The organism is Streptomyces sp. NPDC049687 (assembly GCF_044465285.1).
GTDB lineage: Bacteria > Actinomycetota > Actinomycetes > Streptomycetales > Streptomycetaceae > Streptomyces.
Window position 1 is genome coordinate 543,772 of sequence record NZ_JBITLN010000001.1, and the last position, 17,016, is coordinate 560,787.

General features: G+C 69.8%; 13 protein-coding genes and 1 pseudogene. 6 read left to right on the plus strand and 8 right to left on the minus strand.

The window, feature by feature from the left end:
• The first annotated feature begins 48 nt into the window (after window positions 1-48).
• Window positions 49-738, plus strand: a complete 690-nt coding sequence (locus tag ACIBVL_RS02495) for a TetR/AcrR family transcriptional regulator (protein WP_399090493.1) — start codon at window positions 49-51, stop codon at window positions 736-738.
• Between the two features lie 3 nt (window positions 739-741).
• Here the strand turns inward: ACIBVL_RS02495 and ACIBVL_RS02500 are convergent, their stop codons facing one another.
• Both ACIBVL_RS02500 and pulA read right to left on the minus strand, forming a co-directional pair.
• A complete protein-coding gene (locus ACIBVL_RS02500) occupies window positions 742-1,110 on the minus strand; it encodes a 5-carboxymethyl-2-hydroxymuconate Delta-isomerase (RefSeq protein WP_399090496.1) in 369 nt (122 codons plus the stop codon).
• 158 nt (window positions 1,111-1,268) lie between these two features.
• Window positions 1,269-6,662 (minus strand): pullulanase-type alpha-1,6-glucosidase, encoded by a 5,394-nt coding sequence (gene pulA / locus ACIBVL_RS02505; protein WP_399090499.1) that lies wholly within the window; start codon window positions 6,660-6,662, stop codon window positions 1,269-1,271.
• A gap of 188 nt (window positions 6,663-6,850) precedes the next feature.
• On the opposite strand from pulA, the gene ACIBVL_RS02510 reads away from it, so the two are divergent.
• The 3 genes from ACIBVL_RS02510 to ACIBVL_RS02520 all read left to right on the plus strand — a co-directional run bounded on the left by ACIBVL_RS02510 (window position 6,851) and on the right by ACIBVL_RS02520 (window position 7,879).
• Window positions 6,851-7,009: a hypothetical protein gene (locus ACIBVL_RS02510; RefSeq protein ID WP_399090502.1), complete on the plus strand. Its 159-nt coding sequence runs from the start codon at window positions 6,851-6,853 to the stop codon at window positions 7,007-7,009.
• Between the two features lie 64 nt (window positions 7,010-7,073).
• The gene (locus ACIBVL_RS02515) at window positions 7,074-7,379 is read left to right on the plus strand and encodes a carbohydrate-binding module family 20 domain-containing protein (RefSeq protein ID WP_399090505.1); all 306 of its coding nucleotides are present in this window, start codon (window positions 7,074-7,076) and stop codon (window positions 7,377-7,379) included.
• 182 nt (window positions 7,380-7,561) lie between these two features.
• The gene (locus ACIBVL_RS02520; protein ID WP_399090508.1) at window positions 7,562-7,879 is read left to right on the plus strand and encodes a hypothetical protein; all 318 of its coding nucleotides are present in this window, start codon (window positions 7,562-7,564) and stop codon (window positions 7,877-7,879) included.
• A gap of 48 nt (window positions 7,880-7,927) precedes the next feature.
• On the opposite strand, the gene ACIBVL_RS02525 is transcribed toward ACIBVL_RS02520, so the two are convergent.
• The 5 genes from ACIBVL_RS02525 to ACIBVL_RS02545 all read right to left on the minus strand — a co-directional run bounded on the left by ACIBVL_RS02525 (window position 7,928) and on the right by ACIBVL_RS02545 (window position 14,048).
• Complete coding sequence (locus tag ACIBVL_RS02525; RefSeq protein ID WP_399090511.1) at window positions 7,928-8,710, minus strand: Fpg/Nei family DNA glycosylase; 783 nt, start codon at window positions 8,708-8,710, stop codon at window positions 7,928-7,930.
• 111 nt (window positions 8,711-8,821) lie between these two features.
• Window positions 8,822-10,495, minus strand: a complete 1,674-nt coding sequence (locus ACIBVL_RS02530) for a glycoside hydrolase family 13 protein (protein WP_399090514.1) — start codon at window positions 10,493-10,495, stop codon at window positions 8,822-8,824.
• A 203-nt stretch (window positions 10,496-10,698) separates the two neighbouring features.
• Window positions 10,699-11,607, minus strand: a complete 909-nt coding sequence (locus tag ACIBVL_RS02535) for a sugar ABC transporter permease (RefSeq protein ID WP_399090517.1) — start codon at window positions 11,605-11,607, stop codon at window positions 10,699-10,701.
• Between the two features lie 14 nt (window positions 11,608-11,621).
• Window positions 11,622-12,626, minus strand: coding sequence for a carbohydrate ABC transporter permease (locus ACIBVL_RS02540; RefSeq protein ID WP_399090520.1), 1,005 nt, complete (start codon window positions 12,624-12,626; stop codon window positions 11,622-11,624).
• Between the two features lie 147 nt (window positions 12,627-12,773).
• Window positions 12,774-14,048, minus strand: coding sequence for an extracellular solute-binding protein (locus ACIBVL_RS02545; protein WP_399090523.1), 1,275 nt, complete (start codon window positions 14,046-14,048; stop codon window positions 12,774-12,776).
• 408 nt (window positions 14,049-14,456) lie between these two features.
• Here ACIBVL_RS02545 and ACIBVL_RS02550 point away from each other — a divergent pair, with 408 nt between their 5' ends.
• Window positions 14,457-15,491: a LacI family DNA-binding transcriptional regulator gene (locus ACIBVL_RS02550; protein ID WP_399090526.1), complete on the plus strand. Its 1,035-nt coding sequence runs from the start codon at window positions 14,457-14,459 to the stop codon at window positions 15,489-15,491.
• 131 nt (window positions 15,492-15,622) lie between these two features.
• Entirely contained in the window at window positions 15,623-16,483 is an 861-nt protein-coding gene (locus ACIBVL_RS02555; RefSeq protein ID WP_399090529.1) for a phosphatase PAP2 family protein, read from the plus strand.
• A 2-nt stretch (window positions 16,484-16,485) separates the two neighbouring features.
• Here the strand turns inward: ACIBVL_RS02555 and ACIBVL_RS02560 are convergent.
• Window positions 16,486-16,994: pseudogene (locus tag ACIBVL_RS02560) on the minus strand (amidohydrolase); the annotation flags it as partial.
• Between the last annotated feature and the right edge of the window lie 22 nt (window positions 16,995-17,016).

A 17,016-nucleotide genomic window follows, 5' to 3' on the forward strand; every position in this document is an offset into this window, starting at 1 on the left:
GGTCGATCCGGTCCGTTCGCGGCCGGATTTGATCGGTAAGGTGTGCGCATGACTACCGGGGTTCGTCGAAGAATGGGCGTCGAGGAGCGTCGGCAGCAGTTGATCGGCGTCGCCCTCGAACTGTTCGCCCAGCGCTCGCCCGACGAGGTCTCCATCGACGAGATAGCGGCGGCCGCCGGCATCTCCCGTCCGCTCGTCTACCACTACTTCCCCGGCAAACTCAGCCTGTACGAGGCCGCGTTGAAGCGGGCCTCGGAGGATCTCGCGGGCCGGTTCGTGGAGCCCCACGAGGGGCCGCTCGGGTCACGGCTGCTGCGGGTGATGCGCCGGTACTTCGACTTCGTCGACGAGCACGGCCCCGGCTTCTCCGCCCTCATGCGCGGCGGCCCGGCCGTCGGCTCGTCCACCACCAACGCCCTCATCGACTCCGTACGCCAGGCCGCCTACGAGCAGATCCTCTCCCACCTGGGGATCGCCGCCCCACCCGCCCGCCTGGAACTGGTCGTCCGCTCCTGGATCTCGCTCGCCGAGTCGACGGCGCTGATCTGGCTGGACGGGCGGCGCATCCCGCGCGCGGAGCTGGAGGTGCAGCTCGTGCACGACTTCGCCGCGCTCACCGCCGTCAGCGCGGCCTACGACGACGAGATGCGCGCCCTGCTCCGTCCCATGCTGGGCGGCGAGCCGGCCGACGGTCCCTTCGGCGACCTGGCCACCCGGCTCATCGCCCTCGCGTCATAGCCCCTACTCCCACTCGAGCTTGCGGTACGACGGGTCCAGGTCGCGGACCTCGGCAGAGGCGTGCAGCACGACGCCCTCGCCCCCCGGGACGTGCTCGCGCAGCAGTTCCAGCACGGCCTCCGTCAGCTTCACCTTGGTCTCGTCGGTGCGGCCGGCGAGCAGCCCGATGGTGACGTGGACGACCGCGTGCCGCTGCTCCACGGGGTCCTCGTATCCGTAGGCGGTGATTCCGGCCCGGCGGAACAGGGTCTTGCAGGCCTCCGGCTTGGCGGCCGCGATCTCGACCACCGACACGTGCAGGGCCTCCGCGAAGGCAGCCTTGTCGAAGTCGGCGTCCATCGCAGCCGAGAAGTCGACGGTGATGTTCGGCATGAGCACTCCTGTTCTGGGCGTCCGGGGACTCACCCTAACCGCAGCGCCGGCATCGCGATGCCGTCGTCCTGGTCGTGGCCGAAGCGGACGAGCAGCTGGTCGCACAGGGCGTCCTGGGGCGGCCCCGAGCGGGGACCGCCCCACCACGCGGTCCGGTATCAGGAGACCCGGGAGAACACCGCGACCGTACGACCCGGAACGGCGAACGTGCCCGATTCCCTCGCGTACGAAGAGGACTTGACGGTGGAGTCCGCGCCCGACGCCTGCACCGGATGCAGCCGATAGCCCTTGCCGGCGAGAGAAACGATCCGCTGCTTCTGCTCGGCCGGGGTCGCGTTGAACACGACGACCAGATCACCCAGCTCCATGGTGATCACACCGGGCGTCTCCTCCGTGCCGGACAGCGGGAAGGACAGCGCCGACCGCACCCGCTCGGCCGTGCCGAGGGAGAACGCCTTCTCGGTCGTACGGATCCTCAGCAGGTCCCGGTACGCGGCGGAGGCGGCGGTGATCTGCGGACAGCCGACCCGTACGGAGCTCAACAGGGGTTTGGCGTAAGGCCACTTGGAGGAGTTGTCGGCGGCCGGGGGCAGCCCGCGGCCGAAGCCGTTGCCGTCGGCGCAGTTCCAGTGGATCGCGTTGAACCAGTCGCCGCTGTCGTAGGAGTTGCGGTCCAGGGACTTGGAGCGCAGCAGGTCGGAGCCGGCCTGGGAGAGCGACGGGCCCTGGGAGAGGGCGGGCGTGGCCATCGCGAGGACCTGCATCCTGGCCCGGTCGGAGGGGCTCGTCGACGCGGGCAGCTTGTAGGCGAGGGCGTCGAACAGGGACTCGTTGTCGTGCGCGTCGGCGTAGGCGAGGGCGTCGCCCGGCGCGTCCGCGTACCCGGCGGGCTGTCCGTTGTAGTCCACCTCGGCGCCGGTGACCTCCTTGCCGTCGGTGTCGGTGAAGGCGAAGTCCTTCAGGTTGCCGGAGAGGCCGACCTTGATCAGGTCCTGGTAGTGCAGCAGGCGGGCCTTCTGCTCGGCCGGAGTGCCGTTGCCGGTGGAGGAGTTGGGGTCGGTGTAGAGCCCGGACGCGAAGCCCTGGACACCGGGGTCGCTGTCGAAGGGACCACCGCCGCGTACGGCGTCCCGCGCCCGGTCGGAGAAGGTCGCGACGCCGGTCCCGGCCATGTTCTTCTGCGTGGCCTGCACGAAGCGGGCGTCGTCGGCCACCTCGCCGAAGTTCCAGCCCTCCCCGTACAGGATGATCTTCCTGCCGTCCACGCCGTCCTTGGCCGGGGTCAGCGCGTCCAGGGCCTTCCTGACCGCCAGGATGTTGGCCTTCGGATGGTGGCCCATGAGGTCGAAGCGGAAGCCGTCGACCTTGTACTCCCTGGCCCAGGTCACGACCGAGTCGACGACCAGCTTGCCCATCATGGCGTTCTCGGTCGCGGTGTTGGCACAGCAGGTGCTGGTGGCGACCGATCCGTCGGCGAGAAGCCGCTGGTAGTAGCCGGGGACGATCCGGTCGAGGACGGAGGCGTCCGCCTGGCCGCTCGCCGCGGTGTGGTTGTAGACGACGTCCATGACGACCCTGAGCCCGTCCTCGTTCAGCGCCTTGACCATCTCGCGGAACTCGGCCGTGCGGGCCGTCCCGTCCGGGTCGGTGGCGTACGACCCCTCGGGGACCGTGTAGTGGTACGGGTCGTACCCCCAGTTGTAGGCGTCCTTCGCGGCGACCGCGGCCACGCACTCCTGCTGCTTCTCGGAGTCCGCCGGGTAGGAGGCGAGATCGCAGTCGGCGCTCGCCCGGTCGGCCTCCTTCTCGGCGATGGTGGCGATGTCGAAGGCGGGCAGGAGATGGACGTACGACGTCCCGGCCTTCGCCAGTTCGCGCAGGTGCCTGGAGCCGTCGCTGTCCTCGTCGGTGAAGGCGAGGTACGTGCCGGGGTCGGTGGCCGTCTTGTCCGCCACCGAGAAGTCACGGATGTGCAGCTCCTGGATCTGGGCGTCCTCGAGCGGTACGGCCTTGGGCTTGGCGAGCGACGACCAGCCCTTGGGGGCGAGGGACCTGTCGTCCAGGTCGACGACCAGGCTGCGCTCGGAGTCGGTGGTGAGGGCGACCGAGTAGGGGTCGGTGACCTTGTTGGTCACCACCTTCCGGACGCTGGGCGCCCACACCTCGACGACGTACCGGTAGGCCTTGTTCTTCCAGGACTTCGGGCCGGTGACGGACCACACGCCGGTGGTGGCGTCGCGGCGCATGGCGACGGTGGTGCCGTCGAGGTCCAGTGACACGTTCTGTGCCGTCGGCGCCCAGACGGCCAGGGTGGGACGGCCGTCGTGGAAGGTCGGACCCAACCGGGCCTTCGTCGCGGCAGGGTACAGATCGTCGAGCACACCGGCGATCTGGACGCCCGTCGCCGCCAGTACCGCGCCGTTCGCGGCCCGCTGGGAGGCGAGGACCTGGCCGCTCAACGCCTCACGCACCCGGTCGCGGTCACGCGGGTCGACGGACCAGGCGGTGTAGTCCTTCAGATGCGGGAACCTCGCCTTCTGGGCATCGGTGAGGGTGGTCTCGGTCAGCCGCAGCCATCGCTCGTCGTCGCTGGTCAGCCTCCCGTCCTGGACGGTGATCGAGCCGTCGCGGGAGTACAGCAGCTGGGTGGAGGCGGCCGCCTCGGAGCCGTTCCAGGCGACCGTGTCCCGGTCGATCCAGATCGCCTTGGAGGTGGTCGGGTCGAGCGCGGCGGCGGACCCGGCGGGCTGCGGGAGCAGGTACTTCTCCTGACCGTTCAGCAGCCACACCTCGTGACCGTTCGCGGTGAGGTCGAGGGACTGGTCGGTGGGCAGGTCCTTCTCGTCGCCCCGGTGGACGATGTAACCGAGGCTGGTCGCACCGTCGGTGAGGGGTACTTCGAAGACGGCGCCGTAGGCGTCGGTCCTCACCGGCTTCAGAGGGTTCGACCAGTCGGTGGGGTGCGCGGCGCCCGTCCAGACGTGCAGGCCCCAGCCGTCGTAGCTTCCGTCGGCCCGGTGGTAGTGCAGGATCGCCTTGGTCCTGTCCTGGGCAGGGTAGTCGGGTCTCTCCGTGCGGACGGCCTCCTCGCCCTGCTCGATCCAGACCTCTCCGGTCCTCGTCACGTCGATCGTGCGGTCGGCCGAGACGTCCTTGTCGCCGTCCTTGTCGATGACGAGGAAGCCGACGCTCGACGCGCCCGGCTTCAGCTTGACGTAGGCGAAGGCGCCGTACGCGTCACGGCCGGTGAAGGGGTGGCTGTCCGGCCAGTTCGTCGACTCGCCGTCGGCCAGGTCGCCCCAGGCGTACAGGCCCCAGTCGTCGTAGTCGCCGTCGGTGCGCTTGTAGTGCACGACCGCGTAGTCACGGGAGGAGGCGGTGGGAGTCTCCTCGGCGGGCGGGGTACCGGTGGTCGACGCGGCGGTGGCGCTCGCCGTTCGCCCGGCGGAGTCGATGACGACCGCCTTGTACCGGAGCGCGGTACCGGCCGGCACGTCCTTGCCGATGAGCTGGGTGACCTTGTAGGGGGCGTGGTCGGCGGAGCCCAGCGTCCGCCATGTGCCGTTGCCGACCTGGGCGGCGAACACGACCCGGTTGAGCCGGCCCCCGTCGACATCGGCGGTGATCTCCACCGTGCCGGTGGCGCCGGTGGCGGGGGCCTGGAGGGTGATGGCAGGCGCGGCGGTGGGGGCGGGCAGCCCGCGGGCGGCCTTGAGGACGATCGCCGAGCCCGCCGGGACGGTGACGGTGACCTTCTTGCCGGCGTCGGAGGTGACCGTGTCCTCGGTGCCGTAGACACCGCGGAACGCCGTGCCGGCGGAACCGGTCCCGAAGGTCGCCGTCCTGGCCGTGTCCGCGTTGTTGAGGGCGACCACGTACTCGGTCTGGTCGCTTCCCGTCCGGGAGAAGGCGTAGACGCCGGCGCCGTCGGCCGCGTACCGCTCGGTCTGGACGCCGTCGGTGAGGGCCGGGTTGGCCTTGCGGAGCTTGGCCAGGGCGGCGATCTGCCGGTACAGCGGGGCGGAGGTGTCGTAGGCGTCGCTCGCGTGGGTGCGGTCGGTGCCGATCTCGTCGTCGTCGAGGTAGTCGGCGACCTGGGAGGCGAACATCGTCTGGCGGGCGTCCTTGTCGCCGCCGGCGCCGGTGAAGCCCTGCTCGTCGCCGTAGTAGACGACCGGGTTGCCCCGGCTGAGGAACATCAGCTCATTGGCCAGCCGGTCCTTCTTCAGCAGCTCGGCGTCCGTCGCCTTCGGGTTGTCCTGGTTCAGGAAGGAACCGATGCGGCCCATGTCGTGGTTGCCGAGGAAGGTGACCTGCTCGTAGGCGTTCGCCTTGTCGGTCGTGTACTTGTAGTCGTCGCCGAAGACCGAGGCGAGCTCCTGCGCGCTGCCGCCCTGGGAGGCGTACTGGCGGGCCGCCTCCTGGAAGGGGAAGTCGAGGGTGGCGTCGAGGCGGCCCTGGGTGACGTACGGCGAGGTGACCGAGGTGTCGGCGGAGTAGACCTCGCCGAACATGAAGAAGTCGTCTCGCCCGTGCCGGGCCGCGTACGCGTCCAGGGCGGTGGCCCACTGGGTCCAGAACTCCATGTCGACGTGCTTGACGGTGTCGATCCGGAAGCCGTCGATGTCGAAGTCCCGCACCCAGCGCCGGTAGATCTTCTCCATCCCGGCGACGACCTCGGGCCGCTCGGTCCACAGGTCGTCCAGGCCGGAGAAGTCGCCGTAGGTCGTGGACTCGCCGGCGTAGGTGGAGTCGCCCCGGTTGTGGTACATCGTGGGGTCGTTGAGCCAGGACGGGACCTTGGAGTTCGCGGTGGCCTTCGGCGTGCGGGGGAAGGAGTCGGCGTCGACGGCGGGGAACTTCTCGCCGCCGGCCGCGTGGTCGGCGTCGTCGAAGGGCTCGCCGTCCTCGGTCAGGTAGGGGAAGGCGCCTTTGGAGAGGTAGGCGTACGACTTCTCCTCGTAGTCCACGACATCGGCCGTGTGGTTGGTGATGACGTCGAAGAAGACCTTCATGCCCTTGGCGTGCGCCTTGGAGATGAGGGTCTCCAGGTCCTTGTTGGTGCCGAAGTGCGGGTCGACCCGGGTGAAGTCGGTGATCCAGTAGCCGTGGTAGCCGGCCGAGGCGTTGCTGCCCGTCCCCTGCACGGGCCGGTTCTTGAAGATCGGGGCCATCCAGATGGCGGTGGTGCCCAGACCCTTGATGTAGTCGAGGCGCCGGGTCAGGCCCTTGAGGTCGCCGCCCTGGTAGAAGCCCTTGTCGGTGGGGTCGTACCCGGTGCTGAGGCGTGAGCCGGTCAGTCCGCCCCGGTCATTGGAGGCGTCGCCGTTGGCGAAACGGTCCGGCATCACGAAGTAGAACTGCTCGCGGGTGTCGTCGTGCCGGGCGGGCGCGGCGGCCAGCTTCGCGTCGGACGGGGGCGGGGGCGGGCTGTCCGCGTGGGCGGCGAGCGGCTGCACGAGGGCTGCCGCCAGCGCGGTCGCAGTGACGGCCGCGACCCGTCCGGCTTGCGCGGTGCGGCGCGCCGAGGGCGCCGGCCATCTCGGTATCACAGGCGGGAACTCCTTGCGATTACGGCTCTGTCGGGTCCGACCCCGCGCGACCGTACCGTCAACGAAAGCTTTACAGCAAGAGCCTTGCAATTCACAGCAAGAACTTTCACGCAAGCCTTGACGTGTCCTTCTCAACTGACGCGGTCTCACCGGTTGTTGAAACCCAACCCCCCTTTGCGGAGCCGCACATGACCACCAGACACCACCCCCCGGGTGTCCTACGGCGCACCGCGACCGTCGCGGCCGCCACCACCCTGGCCCTCGCCGGGGCCGTCGCCCTGCCGGCCACGGCCGCCCACGCGGACACCGCCGCCGCGGGCGACGTCATCGCCAACCTGTGGGAATGAGTCGAACGCCAACAGGCCGGCGACCACGACGACCGCGGCGCTCGGCCTGAACAACACCTGGAACGTGGCGAACGCGAGCGCCACCGACGTCACCTTCAACGTCGACGCGACGACGGCCTGGGGCACGAACGTCTACGTCGTCGGCTCCATCGCCTCCCTGGGCTCCTGGAAGCCGGCCGACGCCGTCCCGCTGTCGTCGGCCTCGTACCCGACCTGGAGCAGGACGGTGATCGTCCCGAAGAGCACGGCGTTCGCGTACAAGTTCCTGAAGAAGGACGGTTCGGGCAACGTGACCTGGGCGTCCGGGACGAACCGCTCGTACACGACGGGCAGTGCGTCCGGATACTCCACGAGTGACACCTGGACGTAGACGTCTCAGCAGTTCGAGTTCGTCCGGGTGAGCAGTCCCAGCCGCCATGGCAGTGTGTCGCACGGGCCCGTGGCGGCCGGGACTGCGGGCACGGCGTCGATGACGGCCTCGAGGCGGGCTGCCTCCCTTGACCGCGGTCGCCTCCGGGGCGGAAGATCCTTCCGCCGATCGAGGGAGTTGTGATGCTGCGGTTCATGGACTGGTCCGTGGTGGCCTTGGGGTGTGCGCTGGTCCTCGTGAGTCTCGGCGGGCGGTGGTGGGAGCGGGCCGGTCGGTATGAGGGGGCGGGTGCCGATCAGGGCGGGCGGTTCCTCTGGGCGTGGCTCCCTCTGCTCATGGGGGTGGGGATGATCGTCGGCACGATGCCCAGCCTGCTGCTCGCGCCCCATGCCGTCGTCATGGCCGGGGACACGCTCAACGTCGTGCTGTCGTTCACCGTGCTGGCGCTGGCTGTCAGGGCGGTGCGTCGGGTGCTGCGGGCGCGCGGTATGCGCGCATGAGGCGGTGGGGGCTCGTGGGCGGCCTGGACCCGGCCGGGTAACCCCTGCTCACTGCTGGCACCGCGGGCACCACACCGTGCCCCGGCCCGCCATGCGGGCGCGGCGCAGGGGGCTGCCGCAGCGGGGGCAGACGGGGGCGGGGTCGTCGCGGTGGCCGGTGAGCCAGGAGTCCCGTGGGGGGACGCGGCCGGTGGGGATCGCGGAGTGGAGGGTGCGACGCATGTGGGTGTACAGGCGGCGGCGGTCGGCCTCGGACAGGTCCCTCGCCGGGCTGCTGGGGGGCAGGCTCGCCCGCCACAGGATCTCGTCGGCGAGCAGGTTGCCGAGTCCGGCGAGGACGGTCTGGTCGGTGAGGACGGTCTTGATACTGCCCCGGGGGTGCGCGGCGAGCGCGGCCTCGAAGTTCTCACGGTCCACCGCCAGCGCGTCGGGGCCCAGGCGGCCCAGGACCCGTGCGACCTCGGACTCGTCGTCGGCCAGCCAGAGGCCCTGCAGCTTGCGCTGGTCGCGGTAGCGGAGCTGGCGGTCGCGGGCCAGGGTGAACAGGACGCGGTCGTGGGGCTCGGCCGTGTCGTCGGGGTGGGCGCAGAGCAGTTGGCCGGTCATGCCGAAGTGGAACATCAGGGTGGGGCCGCCGGTGCGGGCGAGCAGCCACTTGCCGTGCCGCTCCGGTGCGGTGAAACGCTGGCCCTCCAGGGCGTCGCTCAGCCGTCGTGCGGTCACTCCGTGCAGGACGCCCGGGTCACGCACGTCGACGTGTCGCACGACCCTGCCCTTGGCGCAGGACTCGAGCACCTTCCGGAACCCCTCGACGTCCGGCAGCTCGGGCATGGGACACGTCCTCCCTCTCGCCCCCTTCCTCCATGGTGGCTCCTCCGGCCCCGGTGCAGCAGCACGAAGGCCCGCCACTCCCCCCGGGGAGCAGCGGGCCCGCGTGGAGCCTCAGGCCGTGGTCCACCACACCGTCGTGTCGGCCGGGACCTTCGCCTCGGTCTCCGTCTCGGCCACCTCGCCACTGGCGAGCAGGACACGGCCGTACGCGGGGACGCTTACCGACTCGCCGGAAGTGTTCGCGACGCAGACGAAGTCGCCGCGGCGGAAGGCGAGGACGCCCTCCGGGGCCTTCAGCCACTCGACCGCGTCGCCCGCGCCCAGGTCGGGCTGGGAGCGGCGGATGCGGAGGGCCGAGCGGTACAGCTCCAGGGTCGAGCCGGCGACCCCCTCCTGCGCCTCCACGCTCAGCTCCGCCCACGTCGACGGCTGGGGCAGCCAGCTGCCGCCCGCGCCGAAGCCGTACGACGAGCCCTCCCGCGTCCACGGGATCGGCACCCGGCAGCCGTCGCGGAAGCCGTCCTGGCCGGCGCCGCGGAAGTAGGCGGGGTCCTGGCGGACCTCGTCGGGGAGGTCCACGACGTCGGGGAGGCCGAGTTCCTCGCCCTGGTAGACGTATGCCGAGCCCGGCAGGGCAAGCATCAGCAGGGTCGCGGCCCGTGCGCGCCGCAGGCCCAGCTCCCTGTCGCCCGCCGTGCGGATCTGGGTGCCGAGGCCGGGCGGGTTGGCCAAGCGGGTGGCGTGGCGGGTCACGTCGTGGTTGGACAGGACCCAGGTGGCGGGGGCTCCCACCGGGCGCATCGCGTCCAGGGTGCGGTCCACCACCGTACGGAGTTCCTCCGCCTCCCATTCCGTGCTCAGGTACTGGAAGTTGAAGGCCTGGTGGAGTTCGTCGGGGCGGACGTAGTTCGCGGTGCGCTCGACCGTGGGGGTCCAGGCTTCCGCCACGAAGATTCGTTCGCCGGAGTACTCGTCGAGGATCCGGCGCCACTGGCGGTAGATCTCGTGGACGCCGTCCTGGTCGAAGAACGGCATGACATCGTTGCCCAGCAGTTTGAGCTGGTCGTGGGAGCCGAGGTCCGGGAGGCCGTCCGCCTTCACCAGGCCGTGGGCGACGTCGATGCGGAAGCCGTCCACGCCCATGTCCAGCCAGAAGCGCAGGATCGAGCGGAACTCGTCGGCGACCGCCGGATGTTCCCAGTTGAAGTCGGGCTGTTCCGGGGCGAAGAGGTGGAGGTACCACTCGCCGTCGGCGACGCGTGTCCAGGCCGGGCCGCCGAAGATGGACTCCCAGTCGTTGGGCGGGAGTTCGCCGTTCGGGCCCTTGCCGGGGCGGAAGTGGTAGCGGTCCCGCAGCGGCGAGCCCGGGCCTTCCGCCACCCCCCGCCTGAACCACTCGTGCTGGTCCGAGGAGTGGTTGGGGACGAGGTCGACGATGATGCGCAGGCCCAGCTCATGGGCGTCGCGGATCAGCGCGTCGGCGTCCAGGAGGTTGCCGAACATGGGGTCGACTTCGCGGTAGTCGGCGACGTCGTAGCCGGCGTCGGCCTGCGGGGAGGCGTAGAAGGGGCTGAGCCACACGGCGTCCACGCCGAGGTCGCGCAGGTACGGGAGGCGGGAGCGTACGCCTTCCAGGTCGCCCATGCCGTCGCCGTTGCTGTCGGCGAAGCTGCGCGGGTACACCTGGTAGATCACCGCGTCCCGCCACCAGTCGCGGTGCTTGGCGACGGTGGCGACGGCCGAGGTGGGGGCGGGGGCCGGGGCGGCGGAGGGCTGCTGGCTCATGGCGTCCTTGGTGCGTTGACGGTCCCCCCGCTCGGGCGAAGCCGAGAGTGGGGGAGGGTGGGGTTCGTGGTCGGTTGAGGCCTGCGGCGGGTGACGTGGGGTTGAGTGGATCAGGCGGCCGCGGGGTCGGCGGGGTCGGAAGGACCCCGCGGCCGCCACCCGCGCGCTCAGGCACGCGGGAGTCTCGTGCGCGAACGGGCCGCTCAGCCCTTCGTGCCGCCCGCGGTGAGGCCGGTCACCAGGTTCTTCTGCACGAGGTAGAAGAACGCGGCGGCCGGTATCGCGATCAGTACGGCGGTCGCGGCCATGAGGTTGCGCTGGGCGTCGTGCTCGCTGACGAAGGACTGCAGACCGACGGCGAGCGTGTACTTGTCGTCGCTGAGCATGAACGTCGAGGCGAAGGCGACCTCGCTGAAGGCGGTGAGGAAGTTGTAGAAGGCGGCCACCGCGAGACCGGGCTTGGCGAGCGGAAGGACCAGCCGGAAGAAGGTGCCGAAGGGGGTGAGCCCGTCGACGCGTCCGGCCTCGTCGATCTCGAAGGGGATGGTGTCGAAGTAGCCCTTGAGCAGCCAGGCGCTGTACGGGATGACCGTCGTGCAGTAGACGAGGACGAGGCCGCCGTAGGTGTCGATGAGTTTCAGGTCCGAGAGGATCTGGTACATCGGCACCATCAGGACGGCCACCGGGAACATCTGGGTGACCAGCAGCACCCACATGAACTTCCTGTAGCCGGGGAAGCGCATGCGGGAGACCGCGTAGCCGGTGGTGGCGGCGATCAGCACGCCGATGAAGGTGGTGCCGAGCGTGACGATGAGCGAGCTCTTCAACCAGTCGAAGAACTCGGTGTGTTCGAGGACGAACGTGTAGTTGTCGATCGTCATCTTGTCCCAGATGCCGCCCGGGTGGAGGTAGTCGTCCTTGCCCGGGCCGAGGGACAGATAGAACAGCCAGGCGATCGGGAAGAGCGCGATCAGGCTCGCGACGGTCAGGACGGCGTGCGAGGCGAGGGAGCCGGCGAGGCCGGTCTCGCCGCGGCGGCGGACCCGGCGGGGCGCCTTCCCCGAGCTCTGCTTGCTGACCTGGGCGGAGGTCTCGACGGTGGTCGTACTCATGAAGAACTCCTGCCTCAGATCGCGAGCTGCTGCTCGTTGCGGTTCAGCCAGCGGCGGTAGAACGAGGTGAAGACGATCAGGATGGCCAGCAGCAGGATGCCGTAGGCGGCGGACTGGGCGAAGTCACGCGGCTGCTGTCCGAAGCCGAGGTAGTACGCCCAGGTGACCAGGATCTGCGCGTCGGGCGCGGTGTTGCCGAACAGCAGGAAGATCACGGCGAACTGGTTGAAGGTCCAGATGACGCCCAGCAGGACGACGGTCGAGCTGACGGTCCTCAGGCCCGGCAGGGTGACGTACCGGAACCGCTGCCAGGCGCTCGCGCCGTCCATCTCGGCGGCCTCGTAGAGGGAGGCGTCGATGGACTGCAGGCCGCCGAGCAGGGAGACCATCATGAACGGCACACCGCACCAGGTGTTGACCATGATCGCGGAGAACCGCTGCCAGAAGGTGTCCTCCAGCCAGGCCGGCGAGGGGAGGTGGAGGGCGTCGAGGGCGGAGTTGATGATGCCGCCGTCCGCGAGCATGAAACGCCAGCCGAAGACGGTCACGAACGTCGGCACCGCCCAGGGCAGCACCAGGAACATCCGGTAGAGCGTACGGCCGCGCAGCTTCTGGTCGAGCAGCAGCGCGAGGCCGAGGCCGATGGTGTAATGCAGGGCGACACAGGCCGCCGTCCACACGATCGTCCAGATGAAGTGCGACCAGAAGCGGTCGTACGCCGTCGGCCCCCAGAGGATGTCGGCGTAGTTGTCCAAGCCGATGAACTGGTAGGTGGCGTCGATGTGGTTGACGCCGATCGTGCGCGCGGTGTTCAGGCTGTTGGCGTCGGTGAGGGTGAGATAGAAGCCGTACACCAGGGGGTACAGCACGAGGACGCCGAGGACGATCGCCACCGGGGCGATCATGACGTAGGCGTACCAGTGCTTCTGGTATCCGCGCTTGAGGCGCTCGCCCGGCCCGGGCCCTGGCGCACGGTCACCGCGGCGCTTGCCGGTCGCGCGGTCGATGGCGACTGTCATGGTTCGACAACCTTCTCGAAGCTTGAAGATCAGGGGCGTGTACGGCGTACAGGCCGGTGGCCGCCGGGTCGCTCCCCCCAGGGAAGTGGGAGTCCCCCCGCTCGGGCGAAGTCGAGAGTGGGGGCCGACCCGACGGCCACGCGGGGCTCACTTGCTGAAGTCCGGCACCAGCTTGGCGATGGCGAGCTCAGCGTTGCTCAGCCCCTTGTCGAGGGACTCCTTGCCGCCCGCGATCTTGGGCAGTTCGGTGTCCAGCGGGCCCCACAGGGAGCTGTACTCCGGCAGCGCCGGGCGCGGCTGGGCGGCGGACAGGACGGTGCCGTAGCCGGCGATGCCCGGGTCGGCCTTGACCGCGGTGGTGTAGGCGTCGTCGCGGGTCGGCAGGGTGGAGTTCTTCAGCGCGATGGTCGACTGGGACTTCGCGGAGGTCATGAAGTTGACGAACTTCAGCGCGGCGGCCTGGTGGGCCTTGTCCGAGCCGGCGTAGACCGAGAGGTTGTGGCCGCCGGTCGGGGCGCCCGCCTTGCCGGTGGAGCCGGCCGGGACGGTGGCGATGCCGAGGTTGGCCTTGTCCTTGAAGGCGCTGCCCTTGTAGAAGTTCGTGATCTCCCAGGGGCCCTGGATGATCGCGGCGACCTTGCCGTTGACGAAGGCGTCCTGGATGTGGGAGTAGGCGTCGGCGGTGACGTCGGCCTTGTGCAGGCCCTTGCCGTCGAAGAGGCTCAGCCAGGTGCCGTACGCCTTCTTCGCGGCGCCGGAGTCGACCGTGATCTTCTTGGCGTCGGCGTCGACGGTGTCGGTGCCCTCGCCGTAGAGGAACGACTGGGCGTAGTAGGCCTGGGTGGAGCCCCAGTAGCCGTCGACGCCGGTCTTGGCCTTGATGGTGGCGGCGGCGGTCTTCAGGTCGTCCCAGGTCTTCGGGGCCTCGGTGATGCCGGCCTTCTCGAAGAGCTCCTTGTTGTAGACCAGCGCGAGGGTGTCGGTGACGAACGGCACGCCGTACGTCTTGCCCTCGTACTTGGCCTGCTCGATCAGGTTCGACTTGAACTTGGCCTGCTCGGTGAGGGCGTCGGTGCCGTCCAGCGGCAGGAAGTAGCCCTTCTTGGCGAAGGCGGGGGTCCAGCCGACCTCGGAGCGCAGCACGTCCGGGGCGCCGGAGGCGCCGGCGGCCGTGTCGAACTTGTTCTGCGCCTGGCTGAAGGGCACGTTGACGTACTTGACCTTGATGTCCTTGTTGGCGGCCTCGAACTCCTTGACCAAGGCCTGGTACGTCGGTGCCTCATTGGTGGCGTTCGAGGTGTCCCACCAGGTGATGGTGACCGGCCCGCTCGAGTTGTCGCTGCCGCTGTCGTCTCCGCCGCAGGCCGTCGCCGCGAGGGCGAGGGACGCCATCAGCGCGGTGGCCGCTATGCCACGCCGCATGAGTTCTCCTTGAGGGTGAAAGCCCGTGTAGCTAACAGGAGGCGGTCCCGTCCGCCGCTCCTGCCGAGCCGACCGCGTCGATGGGGGCCACCCCCGCTCGGGGGAGCTCGGGAGTGGGGGACGCCGCCGGGCGACGCCGAACGTAACAGCGATGTAAGCGTTGCGAAAGTCCTTGCAGCAAAAAAGCGCAAGAGGGCGCGGACGTTACCCCGTCGTGATCCTCGTCGACCGCCACGAGACCCTTGTCTTACGGGCCTGAGCGGGCAATGGCCCGGTTGTGCAAGACTCTGCAAGCTCTTGCCATCCGTCTCCGGCATGGGAATCATCCCTTGCGGGAGCGGGACGCCGACGAGAACAGACGAGAACAAAGGGACCGCGATGACGATACGGCCGGTACAGTCCGGTGCCGTGACCACACGGCTTGCCGACATCGCCGCGCAAGCGGGGGTGAGCGAAGCGACCGTCAGCCGCGTCCTCAACGGCAAGCCTGGCGTCGCCGCCACCACCCGCCAGTCCGTGCTCGCCGCGCTGGACGTGCTGGGCTACGAACGCCCGGTCCGTCTGCGCCAGCGCAGCGCGGGCCTCGTCGGCCTGATCACGCCCGAGCTGGAGAACCCGATATTCCCGGCCCTGGCCCAGGTCATCGGGCAGGCGCTGACCCGCCAGGGCTATACGCCGGTGCTCGCCACCCAGACACCGGGCGGCTCCACGGAGGACGAGCTGACCGAGATGCTGGTGGACCGCGGGGTCGCCGGCATCATCTACGTCTCGGGGCTGCACGCGGACACCACGGCCGACATGCAGCGCTACGAGCAGCTGCGCGCGCAGGGCGTCCCCTACGTGCTGGTCGACGGCTTCTCGCCGAAGGTGCAGGCCCCCTTCATCTCGCCGGACGACCGTGCGGCGATGACCCTCGCGGTCACCCACCTCGTCTCGCTCGGCCACACCCGCATTGGGCTGGCATTGGGTCCCAAGCGGTTCGTCCCCGTGCAGCGCAAGATCGAGGGCTTCGTGCGCACCATGCAGGAGCAGCTGGGGCTGAGCGCGGAGAAGATCGAGTCGGAGCTGGTCCAGCACTCCCTCTACACCCTGGAGGGCGGCCAGGCGGCGACCGCGGCCCTGATCGACCGGGGCTGTACGGCGATCGTCTGTGCCAGCGACATGATGGCGCTCGGCGCGATAAGGGCGGCCCGGCAGCTGGGCCTGGCGGTCCCCAAGGACATCTCCGTGGTCGGTTTCGACGACTCTCCGCTGATCGCCTTCACCGACCCGCCCCTCACCACGATCCGCAAGCCCGTTCCCGCGATGGGCCAGGCGGCGGTGCGTACGCTGCTGGAGGAGATCGGCGGGACGCCGGCACCCCACAGCGAGTTCGTGTTCATGCCGGAGCTGGTGGTACGCGGTTCGACCGCTTCGGCCCCCGGGGAGCGGAATCGTCCCTAGGGTGGAGAAAGGGGGGTTTCCTCCGGTGCGCCGGTAGGAGACCATGAGGTCTGTCGGTAGGAGAACATGCGGGTCGGACCCGACCGGAGGATGATCGGGCCGAGGGGGCTTTTCTGGCAGACTCTGTGTCCATGGGTGAATCGACCGTGACGCCACTGGAAGGCCGTGACCAGGCCGTTCCTCACTCCGTCACGGCTGAATCGCCCCGGCGCCGACTCGACGGGCTGCGCACCCCGCGCCGCCCCCGTCTGTGGTTCGAGATCCTCCTCATCGCGGTGAGCTACTGGACGTACTCACTGATCCGCAACGCGGTCCCGGAGCAGCGCTCCGAGGCGCTGAGCAACGCGGACTGGATCTGGCGGATGGAGCACCACCTGGGGATCGCCTTCGAGGAGTCGGTCAACCACACCGTGGACTCGGTGACCTGGCTGATCGTGGGCATGAACTACTACTACGCGACGCTGCACTTCATCGTCACCCTGGGTGTCCTGACCTGGCTCTACCGCAGCCATCCCGGCCGTTATGCCGCGACGCGCCTGGTCCTCTTCGCCACCACCGCCGTCGCCCTGGTCGGCTACTACCTCTACCCCCTTGCGCCCCCGCGCCTCATGCACGGCGGGACCTTCGTCGACACCGTCATGGTGCACCAGACCTGGGGCTCGATGGCCTCGGGCGATCTGAAGCACATGTCGAACCAGTACGCCGCGATGCCGTCCATGCACATCGGCTGGTCGCTGTGGTGCGGCCTGACGATCTTCGCGCTGGCCAGGCTGCCGTGGGTGCGCATCCTGGGTCTGCTCTACCCGGCGGCGACACTGCTGGTCATCGTCGCCACGGCGAACCACTTCTGGCTGGACGCGGTGGGCGGCATGATCTGCCTCGCCTTCGGTTTCACGGTGGCCCGCCTCTGGTACGGCAGCCTGCCGTACGCCCTGCCGAAGGTGGTACCGGCGAGGGAGACGGGCGTCCCCCTGCTGCCGACCAAGGCTTAGGTTCGCCGGGGGCGTCGGGTTCGGTCCCCCAGGCCGGCCACCACGTCGAGGACGTGCCGTACGGCCGCGTCCCCGATGGCGTGCGTGGCGTACGCACCCCGGCGGTGGCGCAGTCGCCGTACGGCGCCCCCGCAGCTCGAGCAGCTCCGCGAGGCCGGCCTCGTCGATCCCGGGCATGTACCAGGGCGCGAACCGCGGCCGCACCGGCAGCACGGTCTCCCGCGCCGGCGACGCGACCGGCTCCGGATCGCCGGTGTCCATGACGTGCGCCCCGGTCAGTCCGGTCGCGGCCATCGCCGTGAGCAGCTCGACGAGCCGCTGCCGCCGGGCGGCGTACGACGGCCGGGGCACGACCTCCGCCATCAGGTCCGTCGCGGCGTGCTCGACGAGCTGTCCGGGGGGCCGCCCGTCGGCGTCGCAGACCACCTCCGAACGCTGGGCGAACGCCCGCGGCGAGCGCCGCGCCGGTGTCGAGCGCGGAGTGTCCATCGTAGAGCCGCAGGAAGGCCGGTGCAGGCGCAGTCGATGAGAAG

Excerpts from the sequence above, each read along its gene's own strand:
- ACIBVL_RS02540 (WP_399090520.1), bottom strand. The coding sequence starts at position 12,626 with ATGACAGTCGCCATCGACCGCGCGACCGGCAAGCGCCGCGGTGACCGT.
- ACIBVL_RS02545 (WP_399090523.1), bottom strand. The coding sequence starts at position 14,048 with ATGCGGCGTGGCATAGCGGCCACCGCGCTGATGGCGTCCCTCGCCCTC.
- ACIBVL_RS02525 (WP_399090511.1), bottom strand. The coding sequence starts at position 8,710 with ATGCCCGAGCTGCCGGACGTCGAGGGGTTCCGGAAGGTGCTCGAGTCC.
- ACIBVL_RS02555 (WP_399090529.1), top strand. The coding sequence starts at position 15,623 with ATGGGTGAATCGACCGTGACGCCACTGGAAGGCCGTGACCAGGCCGTT.
- ACIBVL_RS02530 (WP_399090514.1), bottom strand. The coding sequence starts at position 10,495 with ATGAGCCAGCAGCCCTCCGCCGCCCCGGCCCCCGCCCCCACCTCGGCC.
- ACIBVL_RS02520 (WP_399090508.1), top strand. The coding sequence starts at position 7,562 with ATGCTGCGGTTCATGGACTGGTCCGTGGTGGCCTTGGGGTGTGCGCTG.
- ACIBVL_RS02500 (WP_399090496.1), bottom strand. The coding sequence starts at position 1,110 with ATGCCGAACATCACCGTCGACTTCTCGGCTGCGATGGACGCCGACTTC.
- ACIBVL_RS02510 (WP_399090502.1), top strand. The coding sequence starts at position 6,851 with ATGACCACCAGACACCACCCCCCGGGTGTCCTACGGCGCACCGCGACC.
- ACIBVL_RS02495 (WP_399090493.1), top strand. The coding sequence starts at position 49 with ATGACTACCGGGGTTCGTCGAAGAATGGGCGTCGAGGAGCGTCGGCAG.
- ACIBVL_RS02535 (WP_399090517.1), bottom strand. The coding sequence starts at position 11,607 with ATGAGTACGACCACCGTCGAGACCTCCGCCCAGGTCAGCAAGCAGAGC.